Source organism: Actinomadura xylanilytica, assembly GCF_030283145.1.
GTDB classification, from domain to species: Bacteria; Actinomycetota; Actinomycetes; order Streptosporangiales; family Streptosporangiaceae; genus Spirillospora; species Spirillospora xylanilytica.
The window spans coordinates 2,284,938-2,300,785 of the sequence record NZ_JASNWE010000001.1 but is presented as its reverse complement, the minus strand read 5'-3'; the positions used below and the strand labels follow the sequence as shown (position 1 = coordinate 2,300,785).

Sequence of the window (15,848 nt, the reverse complement as noted above, 5' to 3'; positions counted from 1 at the left end):
CACGAACGGCGTGGGGCGGCGCTACTCGGCGGCGGCGACCGTCACGGTGGCGTAGCCGAGCTTCTCCAGCGGTTCGCGGATCTGCTCGGCGTCGCCCACGGCGATGATGGTCAGCGCCTCCGGGTCGATGTGCTCGCGGTAGGCGCGGGCGACACCGTCCGGGGTGGACGAGCGGACGGCCTCCAGGTAGCGGCTCGGGTAGTCGGCGCCCAGTCCGTTGGCGGAGACGTCGGCGAGTTCGGCGGCGACCGCGCGGGCCGTCTCGTACTCTGCGGGCGCGCGGTCGGCGAGTGCCCGTACCGACGAGCCGTGCTCTTCGTCGGAGATGCCGCGGGAGACGACGCCGCGCAGTTCGGTGAGCGCGTCGGCCACGGCGTCGGCGGTGACCTCGGTGTGCACGGCGCCCTGGGTGATGAACAGGCCGCAGTGCCGCAGCCTCAGCAGCCCGGCCCGGACGCCGTAGGTGTAGCCCTTGTCCTCGCGCAGCACCGCGTTGAGGCGGGACGTGAGCCCGCCGCCCAGCACGTGCGAGGCCACCATGAGGGACGGCCAGTCGGGGTGCGACCGGTCGGGCACGCCGTGCCCCAGGCTCAGGTACGTCTGCACCGATCCCGGACGGTCGACGACGACGATGCGCGCGGCCGACGACGGCGGGATCGTGTCGGCGGACGGCAGCGCGGCGGCGCCCGCCCCTCCCCAGCCCTTCAGGGCCGCGGTGAGCGCCGCGTCGGCGTCGGTCCCGGAAAGGTCTCCGGCGACGACCGCGGTCGCCTCGGCGGGGACCACGGAGCCGTAGAAGGCGCGCACGTCGGCGCCGCCGAGGGCCTCGACCGACGCACGGGATCCGCCCGTCGGCCGCGACGCGCGCGACTCGTCCGGGAACATCACCGCGCGCAGCTCGCGCATGGCGCGGCTGCCCGGGTCGGCGTCCTCCTGCGCGATCTCCTCCAGCCGCTCGCGGCCGAGGCGCGCGACGTCGGCGTCGGCGAGCGCGGGGTCGCGCACCACCGCGGAGAACAGCTCCAGCGCCGGACCGAGCCGGGTCACCGGGACGTCCAGCGCGATCCGCAGCGCGGTGAGGTCGGCCGACGCGTACAGGCTGGCGCCGAGCCGCTCGAACGCGGCGGTCAGCGCGGTGCCGCCGCCGGGCTCGGTGCCCTCCAGCAGCGCGTGCGCGGTGAGCGCGGCGACGCCCTCGGCGCCGCCGGGCTCGCGTCCGGCACCGGCCTTGAGGATCAGCCGGACGGCCGCCAGCCGCCGTCCGGGCAGGTCACAGCGGAGCGTCGCGGGGCCGGACGGGATCCGTCCCGCGTCGCCGGCCGGGAACGCCCACGCGGGGACCGGGCCGGGGACGGGACGGGGCTGCAAGGCCGGGCCCGCGCCTGGGGACTGGGTCACGAGGCACCTCCGTAGATCAGCGCGGTGCGGGAGCCGGGTGCCATCCACCGCTCCGCCATGTCCTTGATCTCGCCCGCGGTGACCGCGGCGGCGCGGCCCGGCGCGGTGAACACCCGGGACGGGTCGCCGAACTGGGTCGCGTTCTGCGACAGCGCGTTGGCGAGGCCGGTGACGGTCTCGGTCTGCTCCAGGAAACCGCGCTCGGCCTGGGCGGTGGCCCGGGCGGCCTCGTCGGCGTCCGGGCCCTCGGTGGCGAACCGGCCCAGCTCCTCGTCCAGCACCTCGGCGATCTTGGCCGGGTCCGGCCCGACCGCGTCCACGATGGCCAGCGACTGGCCGGAGGCCAGCCGGGTCACCCCGGCCCAGACCTCGGTGGCGATCTCGTCGCGGCGCACCATCCGGTCGTAGAGGCGCGAGCCCGAGCCGCCGCCGAGGATCTCGACCGCCAGCTCGGCGGCCTCGATGTCGCCGCCGCCGTCGGACGGCAGCGGGAACATCGCGAAGTACGCGGGCGACGGCACGTCCTCGTCGACGTCCTCGGCGGTGACGCCGCCGAGGGGCCCGAGGTCGCCGGGACGCGCGGGCGGCGTCGCCGGTCCGGTCGGGAGTCCGCCGAAGTAGCGCTCGACCGCCTTGACGGCCTGCTCGGGGTCGACGTCGCCGACGATCGACAGCACCGCGTTGCCCGGCGCGTACCAGGTGCCGAAGAAGTCGGTGCAGTCTTCGAGCGTCGTCGCGTCGAGGTCCTCCATCGAGCCGATGGGGGTGTGCGCGTACGGGTGGCCCGCCGGGAAGGTCAGCCTGCACAGCCGCTCGAAGGCGGTGCCGTACGGCTGGTTGTCGTAACGCTGGCGGCGCTCGTTCTTCACCACGTCGCGCTGGTTGTCGAGGTTGGCCTGGGTGAGCGCCGCGGGCAGCGTGCCCATCCGGTCGGCCTCCAGCCAGAGCGCCAGCTCCAGGTGGCTGACCGGAACCGTCTCGTAGTAGTTGGTGCGCTCGAAGGAGGTGCTGGCGTTGAACGCGGCGCCGGCGCTCTCCAGGAGCGCGGCGTGCTCGCCCTCGGCGACGTTGGACGAGCCCTGGAACATCAGGTGCTCGAAGAGGTGCGCAAGCCCGGTGCGGCCGGCCCGCTCGTGCCGCGAGCCCACGCCGTACCAGATGTTCACGGCGGCCAGCGGTACGACATGGTCTTCACAGACCACCACGCGCAGGCCATTGCCGAGCGTGTGCTCATGCAGCGGCTGTTCTGCCACGGAGCGCTCCCGTCCGGTCGATGATTCGGTTGACGGAACAGCACCGCGCGCGTGGGCGGGACCGTGTTCAGGACGGGAGCCCGGCGGCGGGCTTGATCTCCGTCTCACCGTACCGGGTCGTCCGGGGCGGGAAGCCCGTCAGCGAGAGGCCCGCGGCCCCTGGGCGCGGGTGTCCGGGCCGGACCCGGCGCCGGCCTCGTGCGCGGCGACGGCGTCCTCCAGCGACCGGTGCAGGACGAAGATCTTCGTGAGCTGGGTGACGTGGAGGACCCGGCGCACCCGGTCGTTCACCCCCATGAACGACATCGAGCCGGCGCGGGCGCGGAGCCGGTGGTAGACGCCGACCAGCACGCCGAGCCCGGTGGAGTCGAGGAAGGTGACCTCGCCGAGGTCGACCACCAGGTGCGTCCCGCCGCCGTCCATGATGTCGAGCAGCATCTCGCGCAGCCGGGGGCTGGTGAAGACGTCGATCTCACCGCTGATCTTCACGACGGTGAGGTCCTTCTCGACGCGATGCTCGACGGCGAATTCCACCGGTCACTCCCTGTCGGCTGCTCATGGGAAGGGCCCCATACCCGCGGGCCCGGCCGTTATCCGCGTGGGCGGATGCGACCTCGGCCACACGCGCCCGCGCGTACGCCGTCCATCACGGCCCGCGTCCCGCCGTCCATCACGGTGTGCGGAACAGCGCCCAGACGACCTTGCCGTGGGCGAGGCCGCGCCAGCCCCAGCGGACGCTGAACGATTCGACCAGGTGCAGGCCGCGCCCGGTCTCGGCGATGTAGTCGGGCTCCTTGCGCCGGGGCGCGGCCGGGCTGGCGTCGATGATCCCGCAGAGCACCCAGGGGGCCTCGTGGACCAGCCGCAGCCGGATCGCGGACGGCGCGGAGCCGATCGGGTCGGTGGGGTCGGCGAACCGGTTGGGCTGGTTCGGCTGGTGTGCGGGCCCGGACGGCCGCTGGTGCGCGGGGCCGTTCGAACGCTGGCGGACGGGGGAGCCGGGCCGCCGCCACCGCGCCACGCCGCCGCTGTGCCGCAGTGCGTTGGTGACGAGTTCGGAGACCACCAGGCCGACATCGTCGACGAGGGCGCCCACGCCCCATTCGCAGAGGCGGGAGATGGTGAAGTGGCGGGCCTCGGTGACCGACTCGGGGTCGGGGAGGACGGTGAAGGTGACGGTCGGCCCGGACGGCTCGGTGAGCGCGGTCAGCGCGGTGTCGAGGCGCGCGGGCAGATCACGTGACTCGGGTATGGGCGTCGAGTTCACGGCGTGGTCCTGTGGGTCCGCCGGTCCCACGACGGGGCCAGCTCCCCACCGCGTGTCCTCGTGCGCGTGGCGTGACGTCATTCCCCGGACCCCGCAGAGTGATCTCGTTGTGCAGCCATGGCTCGGAAGTCTCGTGCGTTATCCTGCGCATCGTAGCGTGCGAATGCAAGGCCCAATGCACGTGCATCCGACTCGTGCGGATGCCGGGCAGCGCGCTGCGGGTGGAAGATCGGAGGTATCCGCAGGACACGGAGGCCAGTGGCACACTAGGTTCGCTGTCCGCCATTTAGCCGGGAGGTTGGGCGTGGCTCCAGAGACGCCGGGGACCGGGTCGACGGTGCGTCGGATCCTGCTCGGTTCACAGCTCCGTCGCCTTCGAGAGGCGCGGAGCGTGACCCGTCAGGAGGCCGGTTACGTCATCCGCGCGTCAGAGTCCAAGATCAGCCGCCTGGAGCTCGGGCGGGTCAGTTTCAAGGAACGCGACGTTGACGACCTGCTCACGCTGTACGGCGTCGGCGACAAGACCGAACGCGAGGCGCTGCTACAGCTCGCGCGGGAGGCCAACACCCCCGGATGGTGGCACCGGTACAACGACGTTCTGCCCGGCTGGTTCCAGACCTACGTCGGTCTGGAGGAGTCGGCGGCGCTGATCCGCACGTACGAGTTGCAGTTCGTCCCGGGACTGCTGCAATCGGAGGGGTATTCGCGTGCGGTGATCCGCCTGGGCAACGCCGGCGCCACCGAGCAGGAGCTCGACCAGCGGGTCGAGTTGCGCATGCAGCGGCAGGAACGGCTCACGGGCCCGGAGGCGCCGCGCCTGTGGGCGGTGCTGGACGAGGGGGCGCTCAGGCGTCCCATCGGGGGTCCGGAGGTGATGCGGGGCCAGTTCGAGCATCTCATCGAGATGTCCAAGCTGCCCAACGTCACCATCCAGATCATGCCGTTCAGATTCGGTGGCCACGCCGCCGAGGGTGGGGCTTTCACGATCCTGCGCTTTCCCGAGCAGGACCTGCCGGACGTGGTTTACGTAGAGAACCTCACCGGCGCCATGTACCTGGACAAGCGCGACGACGTCGACACGTACCTCCAGGCGATGGAACGCCTGTGCGTCGACAGTGCGACCCCGGAGCGCACCGTCGAGCTTCTCGGTGATCTTCTCAGAGAGACATGATGCTCAAGACCGATCACGGCCAGTTCAAGGCCGGTCCGAACACCTACGACAACGGGATGCCCGCGACCAAGCTCCACGGAGCGCGGTGGCTGAAGTCCCAGCGAAGCAACTCCCAGGGGAACTGCGTCGAGATCGCCGAACTGCCCGGCGGGCGAGTGGCGATGCGCAATTCCCGCCACCCGGAGGGCCCGGCCCTCATCTACACCCGTCCTGAGATCGAGGCCCTGATCCTGGGGGCCAAGGACGGCGACTTCGACCATCTCATCGCTTCCCGCAACTGACCGTCCGCCCCCCGCTGAACGGGCCGCCGCGGGATTCCCCGGTTCGACTCCGGAATCCCGTCCGGCCCGCCGCGCGGCTCATCGGGTCGCGGCGAGCCGGCGCTCCCGACGTCGACTCGCCGCAGCTCTCGGGCGTGGTACACCCCGTCCGGACGGGGTGCGCGGCATGGAGCGGTCTATCGCTCCGAGCGATCGCCGCGTCCCCTACCGGCCCGTCAACAGCCCGCGGCGTCGAGCCGCGCAGTACGGCGCCGTCCCGCCACGGAACCGCCGCCCCAGGTCTGAGTGACCCTCCGCGCCTGCGAGCGGCTCAGTGCGGCGCTCAGCCGCAGTTGCCGTAGGGAGCGGTGCCGCCGTCGCCGCCGAAGCGGACGCACTTCTTGGCCGCCGACACGTAGACCGGCCCGGCGTACCAGGCGAACGATCCGCCGTCCTTGATCTGGCCCGAGCCCTGGCGCTGGATCCACACCGACACCGGGGACGCCTTGCCCACGCTCTTGGTCTTGAGCGTGACGGCGCAGTTGTACCCCGAGCTGTTGTAGAGCAAGTACGCCGTTCCGCCCGAACCGGCCACGGAGCGCTGCACGTAGTAGCCGCCTCCATGGCCGCCGGAGTTGCACACGCTCTGCGGCGAGTACTTGTTGGCCGGCTCCTTGGGGGGCGGTGCGCCGCCTCCCTTTGCAGGAGGCTGGCTGGTGCCGGGGGCCTGGGGCTGGCCTGGCCGGGAAGGCTGTCCCGAACCGGGCTGCTGCGAGGGGGAGGGCTTCCCAGGGGTCTGCTTCCCCTGCGGCTGCCCGGTGCGCTTCTTCGGGTCCTTGTTGGCGGGGTCGCCCGGAGCGGCTTCGGCGGGACCGTCGTTAGCGGCCGGGCCCGCGGCGGCGGGACCGCCGTCCTCCGCACCGCCCCCGGAACGGGTCGCGGCCCATGCCGAACCGGCTCCCACCACGGCGAGCACGGCCACTGCGGCGATGACCGGCACCAGCCTGTTGTGGCCCTTCTGACGCGCGCCCTGGCCATACGGTCCGCTGGGGTTGCCGTGCGGAACGGCCCCATGGCCGTTGTGGCCGGAACCGGGTAGAGGCGGTCCGTGGGGGCCGTTCGGCTGCGGCGCCATGTCGGGGGACGACGCCGGCTGCGGAGCCGTCCGTCCACGGACGCCGTTCGCGTCGGTGATCTGGTCGGGCGGCAGGACGGCACCGGCCATGGCGCCGGGGTCGGTCGAGCCGCCCAGCGGCACCGGCATCACCGGCGCCGCCCCGGGTGCGGGAGCGCCTCCTCCGCCGAACGCCGGGAGCGGCGCGAGCGGCTGCACGGCCGGAGGCCCGCCGGTGGCCGCGCCGACCAGGCGTTCCTGCGCCTCGCGCGCGGTGGGCCGTTCCGCGGGCTCCTTGTGCAGGCAGGCCAGCACCAGGTCGCGCAGCGGGCTCGGCAGGTCGCCGAGATCGGGGTCGGCGGTGATGATGCGGTGCATCACCGAGGCCATCTCGTCGTTCCCGAACGCGGGACGCCCGGTCGCGGCGAACGCCATCGTGGTGCCCCAGGCGAACATGTCGGTGGCGGGACCGACCTCGCCGCCGGTGAAGTGCTCGGGCGCCATGTAGGCGGGCGTGCCGACGTTCTGCGTCTCGCCGGCCGCGCCGAGCGCCCGCGCCACCCCGAAGTCGATGACGCGGGGGCCGTCCGGGCCCATCATCACGTTGTGCGGCTTGAAGTCGCGGTGCACGATCCCGGCCTGGTGGATCGCCATGAGCGCGGTCAGCGTGCTGATCGCGAGCCGTTCCAGCGCGCCGCCGGTGCGCGGGCCCTCGTGCCGCACCACCAGGTGCAGGGACAGGCCCGGGACGTACTCGCTGATGATGTACGGCTGGTCGCCCGCGACGTCGGCGTCCAGCACCTGCGCCGTACAGAACCGCGCGACCCGCTTGGCGACCTCGAGCTCGCGGACGAACCGCGCCCGCGCCGAGTCGTCGCCGGTGAGCCCGGCGTGCAGCAGCTTGATCGCGACGTGGTCGGCGGTGCGCGCGTCTGCGGCCTGCCCGGTGCGGCGGGCCAGGAACACCGCGCCCTGGCCGCCCTCGCCCAAGCGGCCCAGGATCTCGTATCCGCTCAGCTGGGTCGGATCGCCCGACCGCAGCGGATGGGCGTCCGGCATCGTCCTGTCCGTCACACCACTCGCTCCCCGTCGCTACTGGCACATGCCCCGCAAGCCTATGGCCAGAAGATGGTATTTGCTCCGAAATGTGAGGAAGCGTCGGACGAAGACGTCCGCACATCCTCTCATCCCGGCGGGCGCGGTGCGGCATCGTCCGGACGGCGCGGCCAGCGGTACGCCGCGCAGGTCGGCAGGCCCGGACGGCCCCGCGGCCATGCTCAGGGATCTTGGTCGGGGGCGGCGCCCGGCCCTCGCGCGGCTTCGGGACCGCCCGCCGGCGCCCCGGCGGCGGCGCACCGAAAGCCCCCGCGGCGATCACGGAGCCGTGATCGCCGCGGGGGCTTCGCGCACGGTCCGGCCGGATATGGCCATCCGGGGTTGTGCGGGGGGTGTCGTCAGGCCGGGTCGGGCGTACGCCGCGAGGGACGGTGCGCCGCCCGGCCGCCCCCATGGCCCGGGGGACCCTCCGGGGCGTGGCGCTGTTCGAGTCGTGCCGCGACCGCGAGGGCGCGCAGCGACGTGGTCTTCACGTGCTTGCGTCCGGTGTGCGGTCGTGGCCTGGGGATGCTGCTGGGCACGGGTACCTCCGTGGTCGGTGCCGGGGGTGGGTGATCCGGATTCCAGATCTTGGATGCGTTAGTTGCAACCGCAAGATCCTTCGCCCTATTCCGAGTGATCGTTCTATTCGTGACTACATAGGTTGTATTTCTAACTAGCTTGCTCTACCGTTTAGATCGTTCAGGCGACGATGCGCGTCGGCGCACGACCGGAAGCGGCGGAACGATGCAGATCACCCCGGACTTCTCGCCCCTCGGACTGGCCCTGGCCGCCCCCCTGGTGGCCTACCTGGTCATCGTCGAGTCGGTGTACGGCAAGCGCTCCTACGAGCGGCTCCGCCGGACGCGCGACCACGACCCCAGGGCGCTGACCAGGATGTTCACCCGCTGGATCGCGGACTCCTGGGCGCTCACCGGGGTGGCCGCCGTCATCGTGCTCGTCTCGCCCGGCGTCCGCGCCGCGGATGTGGGACTGGCCCCGCCGGACGACATGAGCGCTGTACTCGGCATGCTCACCGGTCTGGCACTGATGGTCGTGATCACCGCGGTGCTGTTCCACCTGCGGGCCCGCTCGGGGCGGGCGGCCCCGGGCCAGGGCGCCTACGCCGCGATGCTCCCGCGGACCCGCGCCGAGCGCGGCGCCGCGCTCGCGATGTCGGTCACCGCGGGCGTCTGCGAGGAGCTGGTGTTCCGCGGCCTGCTCATCGCTCTCGGCGTGGCCGCCGGCCTCGACCTCACGACGGCCGCCGGGGCGGCCCTGGCGGTCTTCGTCCTCGGGCACCTCTACCAGGGCTGGAAGGGCATGCTCGCGGTGGCCGCGCTCGGCTACCTCTTCACCGCGACCTACCTGGCCACCGGCAGCCTGCTGGTGCCGATCGTCGCGCACATCCTGATCGACGTCCGCGGCCTGGTCGTCATGCCCGCCCCCGCCCGCCCCGTGCCGTCCCGGCCGGTCGATGCCGTCCCGCAGGCCGGCTAGATTGCGGCGCTACCTGGATGACTGTGAAGATGAAGCTCATGGCCACTGACCGCCGTGCGAGCTGGCTCAAGGGCGTCCTCGATCTGCTCGTGCTCTCCAGCCTCACCGGGGGCGAGAGCTACGGCTACGAGATCGCCAAGACGCTGGCCGGATCCGGACTCGGCCAGATCAAGGGCGGCACCCTCTACCCCGTGCTCAACCGGCTCGAAGAGGCCGGCCTGGTCTCCGCCGAGTTCCGGGTCGCCGACCGGGGCCCCGGCCGCCGCTACTACCACCTCACCCAGCAGGGCCGCGACACCCTCGCCGAGCAGGGCGGCCTCTGGCTGGCGTTCGACGCCTCGGTCCGGTCCGTGCTCGCCCAGGGAGGAATCTGATGACCGCCGCCGGCTACTTCGACGAGCTGGCCGCACGCCTCCGCGACTGCGGCGTCCCCGCCGCCGAGGTGGCGGGCACCGTCGACGACCTGGCCGCCTACCTCGCCGAGTCCGGGACGGCCCCCGAGGACGAGTTCGGCCCGGTCGCCGACTTCGCCGCGGAACTCGCCGCCGCGCCGGACACCGCGCCGGACACCGCGCCGGACGGCACGCCGGACGCCCCCGACCCGGACGCCGAGACCTGGGACTTCCACGCCGACGCGTTCAACGAGGTCGGGAAGCTCAACGAGTTCGGCGGGCAGGGCTGGGAGGTGCTCTCCTACGACGCCAAGGCGGGCTTCGCCTGCCGCCGCTCCCTCGACCGGCCGCAGCGCTGGGAGTACCGGCGCGAGATCGTCCCGCCGCCGCGCCGCCGGGCGGCGGCCGAACGGCTCGCGGACGACGGCTGGGAGGTCGCCGCGGCGTGGACGATCTGGCTCTACTTCAAGCGTCCCGCCGCCGCGACCGTGGGGCCCGCCGCCGAAATCGACGCCCCGCCCGACGCCCCGCGCCGCCGCATGTACTGGAGCCGTGGCCTGGCCGTCTACCTGGTCCTTGTCATCGCCGGTGTCGAAGCGCTCGTCTTCGGCCTCAGCGTGCTCACCACCGGAGAGACCCCCGGCCACGGCGCCGTCCGGGGGTTCCTCATGGGCTTCCCGGTCGGTTCCCTGCTGGGACTCGCCCTTCTCGCCGTCGGCATCACCCGCCACCGGCGCAAAGCGGTCCGCCGCGGCTGACCCGCTCGGTCGCGGCTGCCTGCGCGGTCGCGGCTGCCTGCGCGATCGCCGAGTCCGGGCGTCATCCCCTAGATTCGTGCGCTGAGCCGAGCCGGCCGCACAGAGCCGAGCCGGGCCGATCGCCCCGGGGAGATGGCCGATGCGCGGAATCGCACTCTTAGCGTCGATGGCCGCCCTGGCTTCCGCCGCACTCCTCCCAGGAGCGTCCGCTGCGTCCGCCGCGTCCGGGCTGCCGGCGCGGCCTGGGGCGGCGCCGACCCCTCACTCGCCCTCGACCAAGCCCTCGACCCAACCGTCCGGCAAGCCCTCCGGTTCGCCGTCCCCAGCGGCTGCCCCGCCGCCCGCGGCCGAGTGCAGTCCCGAGCGCGCCGATCCGGGGCCGGTGGGGGAGTCCTGGGCTCAGAAGCGGCTCGGCTTCCAGCGGGCCTGGGGCCTCACGATGGGGCAGGGCGTGACCACGGCCGTGGTCGACAGCGGGGCCGATTCCGGCCACCCGATGCTGTCGGGCCGCGTCCCGGACGCGCTCGACCTCACCGGCACCGGCAAGCGCGACTGCGTCGGGCACGGCACCGGCGTCGCGGCCCTCATCGGCGGACGCGACCTCTCCGCCGGCGAGGTCCCGCTGAGCGGCGTCGCGCCGGCCGTCCGGCTGCTGATCGTCAAGCAGCAGAACGCCGACCGCGACGACGGCGGCGGCGACCGGCTGCCCACCGCGATCCGGAAGGCCGCCGACGCCGGCGCCCAGGTGATCAACGTGTCCATCCGCACCGTCCCGTCGCCCGCGCTCCTGGCGGCCGTCCACTACGCGCAGGGCAAGGACGCGGTGATCGTGGCCGCCGCCGGCAACGCCAAGAAGAAGAACGGCGACGACGGCCCCGCGTACCCGGCGAGCTACCCGGGCGTGCTCTCCGTCGCCTCCCTCGGGACGGGCGGCGGCAGGGTCGAGAGCTCCAGCCTCCAGTCCAGGGTGGACCTCGGGGCCCCCGGCCAGGGCGTCCCCGTCGCCTGGACGGGCGGCGGCTACAAAGCGGGCGCCGAAGGCACCAGCTACGCCGCCGCGTTCGTCTCGGGCGTGGCCTCGCTCGTGCGCTCCTACCGTCCGCGGCTCGACCAGAAGCAGGTCGTCCAGCGGATCCTGGCGACGGCCGAGGGCAACGTCGGGGCCGGCACCGGACGCGGGATGGTCAACCCCGTCCAGGCCGTCACCGCCGTCGTCCCGGACGAGAACGCGGCGCCCGCCATGGCGCCGCGCCCGTCCGCGAGCCCCGCCCGGCTGGCGGCCCCGGTGCCCGTGGACGGCCGCACGCGCGGCATCTCCATCACCGTCGCCGCGGGCGCGCTCGGCACCGCCGGCGTCGCGGCGCTCGCCGGGGTGGTGGTCCCGCTGGGGCGCAGGCGCGGCTGGCGCCCCGGCCGGGTGGTCCTCAGCGAGCGGCCCATCGAGGACGACCCCGTCCCCGAGGGCCCCGACCGGGGGACCATCGGCGCCCCGAACTGACCGCCCGTCCCGGCAGGCCGCGGCGCCCCGAACGAGCCGCCCGTCCCCGCAGGGACGGCGCCGTCACGCGTCGAGGGCGGCGGTCTGGATCAGGCGGGCGCCGGTGCGCCGGTCGGTGAGGGTGCCCCGGCCCGCCGGCAGCGGTCCCGGGCGGACCTCGCCGAACAGCGGCCCCTCCTCGCGGCTCCCGGACATGATCAGCGCCGGCGCCGCCATGTCCTTGAGCTGCTGGATCACCGGGTCGTACAGCGCCCGGCCCATCCCGCCCATGGTCCGCGACAGCACCAGGTGGACGCCGAGGTCGCGCGCCTGGGGCAGCAGGTCGAGCAGCGGGAGCAGCGGGTTCCCGGCCGTCGCCACCAGGTCGTAGTCGTCGACGAAGAGGAAGACGTCCGAGCCCTTCCACCACGACCGGTCGCGAAGCTGCTCGGCCGGCAGGTCGGCCGGGGGCAGCCGGTCGTTCAGCGCCTCCACCAGGTCGGCGACCAGGTCGGCGGCGGCGGACGGGGAGGCGGCGTACCCGATCCGGTGCTCGGTGTCCGCGGTATCGAGCAGCGCCCGCCGGTAGTCGATCACGATCAGCCTGGCCTCCGCCGGGGTGTGCCCGGCGACGACGCTCTCCGCGATCACCCGCAGCAGGTTCGACTTGCCGCACTCGGTGTCGCCGACGACCACGAAGTGCGGGTCGGCCGCGAAGTCGAGCCGGACGGTGGCCAGCGCCGCCTCGTCGATCCCGATCGGCACCCGCCACCGCTCGGCCGGCTCGTCCGCGAACGCCGCCACGGGCAGCAGGTCGGGCAGCAGCCGGACCGGCGGCGCCACCGGACCGGACCAGGCGGCGGTGACCGCCTCCACCAGCCCGGCCACGCCTTCGGTCAGGTCCTCGGTCCCGCCGCGCCCGTCCAGCCGCGGCAGCGCCGCCAGGAAGTGCAGGCCGTCGCGGGTGAGGCCGCGTCCGGGCCGTCCCTCGGGCACGTTCCCGGCGAGCCGCCGGTCGATCTCGGACTCGTAGGAGTCGCCGAGCCGCAGTTCGAGACGGGTGCCGAACACGTCCCGGATGCCCATCCGGAACTCCGACCACTTGCCCGCCGTCGCCACCACGTGCACGCCGAACCCGAGGCCGCGCGCGGCGAGGTCGGTGACGACCTCCTCCAGCCGCTCGTACTCCTGGCGCAGCGTCATCCAGCCGTCCACCACCAGGAACACGTCGCCGAACCCGTCGCCGGGCAGCTCGCCGGACGCGCGCAGCCGCCGGTAGGTGGAGATCGAGTCGATGCCGCGATCGGTGAACTCCCGCTCGCGCCGCTCCAGCAGCGTGGACACCTCGGCGACGGTGCGGCGCACCCGGTCGGCGTTCAGCCGGCTGGACACCCCGCCGACGTGCGGCAGCCCGGCGAGCGAGCTCAGCGTGCCGCCGCCGAAGTCCAGGCAGTAGAACTGCACCTCCTCGGGGGTGTGCAGCAGCGCCAGCGAGGTGATCAGCGAGCGCAGCATGGTCGACTTGCCGGTCTGCGTCGCGCCCGCGATGCCCACATGCCCGGCGGCGGCCGACAGGTCCACCCAGAACGGGTCGCGCTGCTGGTCGAACGGCCGGTCGACGATCCCGACGACCGCCGCCAGCCGGCCGCGCCCCTCCCAGCCCACGGTGGTCAGCCCGAGGTCGGGGGTGGCCGACAGCGGCGGCAGGAGCAGGTCGACCGACGGCGGGACGTCCAGCGGCGGCAGCCAGATCCGGTGCGCGGCGGGCCCTTGCCCGGCGACCTGGTCGATCATCGCGGTGAACAGGCTCTCTCCGCCGCCCTGCTCCTCCGGTGTCTCGGACGCGGGCCGCTCGGACGCCGGCGGCGGGATGAACGCCGTCCCGTACGGGAGGATCTGCCGCCGCGTCGCGGTCCCGCTCGCCCGGCCCGGCGCCCGGGCCTCCTCGCTCACCGGGCCGGACACGTACGCGGCCTTGAACCGCACCATGTCGCTGACGTCCACCTTGAGGTAGCCGTTGCCCGGCTGGGACGGCAGCTCGTACGCGTCGGGCACTCCGAGGACGACCCGCGACTCCATCGCCGAGAACGTCCGCAGCCCGATCCGGTACGACAGGTGCGAGTCGAGCCCGCGGAGCTTGCCCTCCTCCAGCCGCTGCGAGGCCAGCAGCAGATGCACCCCGAGCGACCGGCCGAGCCGTCCGATCATCACGAACAGGTCGGCGAACTCGGGCTTGGCCGACAGCAGCTCGGAGAACTCGTCCAGCACCACGAACAGCGTCGGCATCGGCGCGAGCCGAGCCCCCTGCTCGCGCGCCTTCTCGTAGTCGCGCAGCGACGCGTGGTTGCCCGAGGCGCGCAGCAGCTCCTGCCGCCGGATCATCTCGCCGTGCAACGCGTCGTACATGCGGTCGACGAGGGGGAGCTCCTCCTCCAGGTTGGTGATGACCGCCGACACGTGCTGCAACCGCTCCAGCCCGAGGAACGTCGCGCCGCCCTTGAAGTCGACCAGCACGAAGTTGAGCGTCTCGGACGAATGGGTGACCGCCATCGCCAGCACGAGCGTGCGCAGCAGCTCGGACTTGCCCGACCCCGTCGCCCCGATGAGCAGCCCGTGCGGGCCCATGCCGCCCTGCGCCGACTCCTTGATGTCCAGCTCGATCGCGCGGCCCTCGGAGTCGACCCCGATCGGCACCCGCAGCCGGTTCCGCGGCGCCCGCGGCTGCCACGAGGCGCGCAGGTCGATGCCGTACGGGTCGCGCAGCCCCAGCAGCGACGTCAGTGTGAGGTTGCCCGCCAGCGCGTTCTGGTCGGGTTCCTCGTTGGCCCCCGCGCGCAGGGGCGCCAGCCGCAACGCGAGACCCTCCGACTGGACGGGCGTGAACCGGTCGGCGCGTCCCAGCGGGCTGGACACGTCCTTGCCGGTGTGGTCGCGCTCCAGCATCTCCATGCCGTCCGGCGTCACCTGGAGCCGCAGCATCGTCGCGTCGGACGTCGGCGCGACCGCCCCGGTCAGGTCGATGACGCACACGCCCTTGATGCCGTCCGCGGCGAGCTGCGAATCGGGCGGGACGATCCCGTCGTCGACGACCACGACGAAGAACGGCAGGTCCTGCGTGCCCGTGCCGGGGGAGAAGCGGGGACGGTCCTTGAGATCGTCCTCCAGCAGCGGTTCCAGGTCGGTCAGCGAGTTCGCGATGAGCCGCACCGGTCCCGCCGCGTCGTGCGCGGTGCCGTGCAGGCAGTGCGGCAGCCACTTCGCCCACTGCCAGTCGCGCATCCGCTCCGGCGACGCGCACACCGCGACGCGCACGTCGTCGGGCGTGTGGAACGTGACGAGCTGCGCGACCAGCGCCCGCACCATCCCCCGCACCGCCTCCGGGTCACCGGTGGGCACGATCCGCGCGAACGCCGGCAGCGACACCGCCACCGGCAGGTCCGGGACGGTCGCGTGCGCGCGCAGGAACCGGCGCAGCGCCCCCGCGCACATCGGCTCGAGGTCCTCGATCGGCTTGGTCTCCGGTGTGATCAGCTCGACCGCGAGCCGCTGCCGGCCGCGGCCGAGGCGCACCTGCCCGAAGTCGGCGTCGGCCGGCCGGCGCTCCCACAGCCGGTTGCTCATCGCCAGCGACCACAGCGTCCGCGGCGCCGGCCCGCTCCACTCCAGCGCCTCCCGCTGCTGCGCCGCCGCCTTCCGCACCCGCGCCCTGATCTGGTCGAGGTAGCGGTAGTAGTCGCGACGGGCGCCGTTCAGCCGCTGCTTGCGCTCGCCCGAGCCTTGCCCCATCTGGCCGAAGCCCATCCCGACCATCGACAGCACGAACAGCCCGCTCGCCACCCACATGATGGGGTTGCCGCCGCCGGCGCCGCCCGCGCCGCCCATGAACATCAGCCCCATGGCGCCGCCGCTGGCCGCCATCGGCAGGTACATCAGCGCGTTGGCGAACCCCTGGCCCACCGTCTCGGGCAGCTCCGGCGGCGGCTCCAGCATGATCTCGCCCTCGGGCAGCCGCGGCGGCGGGCGCCGTTCCGGCCGCCTAACCAGAACGATGCCCAAGGCCCGATCCCTTCGCCGTACCGGCACTGATCATCATGACCGGAAGTCAATGACGCGTCATCCTAGTGATCCGCGGCTCCGAACCGCGAAGCCGAATTGTCATTCAC

At 73.4% G+C, this 15,848-nt stretch carries 12 protein-coding genes; 6 read left to right on the top strand and 6 right to left on the bottom strand.

Going from position 1 to position 15,848, the window contains the following annotated elements; genetic code table 11:
- Positions 1-21: 21 nt before the first annotated feature.
- The 4 genes from QP090_RS10635 to QP090_RS10620 form a co-directional block, all read right to left on the bottom strand.
- The gene (locus tag QP090_RS10635; RefSeq protein ID WP_285938443.1) at positions 22-1,398 is read right to left on the bottom strand and encodes a M16 family metallopeptidase; all 1,377 of its coding nucleotides are present in this window, start codon (positions 1,396-1,398) and stop codon (positions 22-24) included.
- Positions 1,395-2,651, bottom strand: coding sequence for a M16 family metallopeptidase (locus QP090_RS10630; RefSeq protein ID WP_285938442.1), 1,257 nt, complete (start codon positions 2,649-2,651; stop codon positions 1,395-1,397). Before QP090_RS10630 ends, QP090_RS10635 begins: the two co-directional genes overlap by 4 nt.
- A gap of 138 nt (positions 2,652-2,789) precedes the next feature.
- Positions 2,790-3,185 (bottom strand): STAS domain-containing protein, encoded by a 396-nt coding sequence (locus tag QP090_RS10625; RefSeq protein WP_285938441.1) that lies wholly within the window; start codon positions 3,183-3,185, stop codon positions 2,790-2,792.
- A 136-nt stretch (positions 3,186-3,321) separates the two neighbouring features.
- Positions 3,322-3,918 (bottom strand): ATP-binding protein, encoded by a 597-nt coding sequence (locus QP090_RS10620; RefSeq protein WP_285938440.1) that lies wholly within the window; start codon positions 3,916-3,918, stop codon positions 3,322-3,324.
- Positions 3,919-4,255: 337 nt separating this feature from the next.
- Between QP090_RS10620 and QP090_RS10615 the strand changes: the two genes are divergently transcribed.
- Both QP090_RS10615 and QP090_RS10610 read left to right on the top strand, forming a co-directional pair.
- Entirely contained in the window at positions 4,256-5,089 is an 834-nt protein-coding gene (locus QP090_RS10615; protein WP_490393314.1) for a Sco1979 family transcriptional regulator, read from the top strand.
- Positions 5,086-5,370 (top strand): DUF397 domain-containing protein, encoded by a 285-nt coding sequence (locus QP090_RS10610; protein ID WP_285938439.1) that lies wholly within the window; start codon positions 5,086-5,088, stop codon positions 5,368-5,370. Before QP090_RS10615 ends, QP090_RS10610 begins: the two co-directional genes overlap by 4 nt.
- A gap of 322 nt (positions 5,371-5,692) precedes the next feature.
- Here QP090_RS10610 and QP090_RS10605 read toward each other — a convergent pair whose 3' ends face one another.
- Positions 5,693-7,537: a serine/threonine protein kinase gene (locus QP090_RS10605; protein WP_285938437.1), complete on the bottom strand. Its 1,845-nt coding sequence runs from the start codon at positions 7,535-7,537 to the stop codon at positions 5,693-5,695.
- 768 nt (positions 7,538-8,305) lie between these two features.
- Here QP090_RS10605 and QP090_RS10600 point away from each other — a divergent pair.
- From QP090_RS10600 to QP090_RS10585, 4 genes are all read left to right on the top strand, one after another.
- A complete protein-coding gene (locus QP090_RS10600) occupies positions 8,306-9,058 on the top strand; it encodes a CPBP family intramembrane glutamic endopeptidase (protein WP_285938435.1) in 753 nt (250 codons plus the stop codon).
- A gap of 38 nt (positions 9,059-9,096) precedes the next feature.
- Positions 9,097-9,432 carry a PadR family transcriptional regulator gene (locus QP090_RS10595; protein ID WP_285938434.1) on the top strand — a complete coding sequence of 112 codons (336 nt, stop codon included), beginning with the start codon at positions 9,097-9,099 and terminating at the stop codon, positions 9,430-9,432.
- On the top strand, positions 9,432-10,208 hold the full coding sequence (locus tag QP090_RS10590) for a hypothetical protein (protein ID WP_285938433.1): 777 nt from the start codon (positions 9,432-9,434) through the stop codon (positions 10,206-10,208). The genes QP090_RS10595 and QP090_RS10590 overlap by 1 nt, the downstream gene beginning before the upstream one ends.
- A 382-nt stretch (positions 10,209-10,590) precedes the next feature.
- Positions 10,591-11,706 (top strand): S8 family serine peptidase, encoded by a 1,116-nt coding sequence (locus QP090_RS10585; RefSeq protein WP_285938432.1) that lies wholly within the window; start codon positions 10,591-10,593, stop codon positions 11,704-11,706.
- 63 nt (positions 11,707-11,769) lie between these two features.
- Here the strand turns inward: QP090_RS10585 and eccCa are convergent, their stop codons facing one another.
- Positions 11,770-15,741, bottom strand: a complete 3,972-nt coding sequence (eccCa, locus tag QP090_RS10580) for a type VII secretion protein EccCa (protein WP_285938431.1) — start codon at positions 15,739-15,741, stop codon at positions 11,770-11,772.
- Positions 15,742-15,848: the final 107 nt, after the last annotated feature.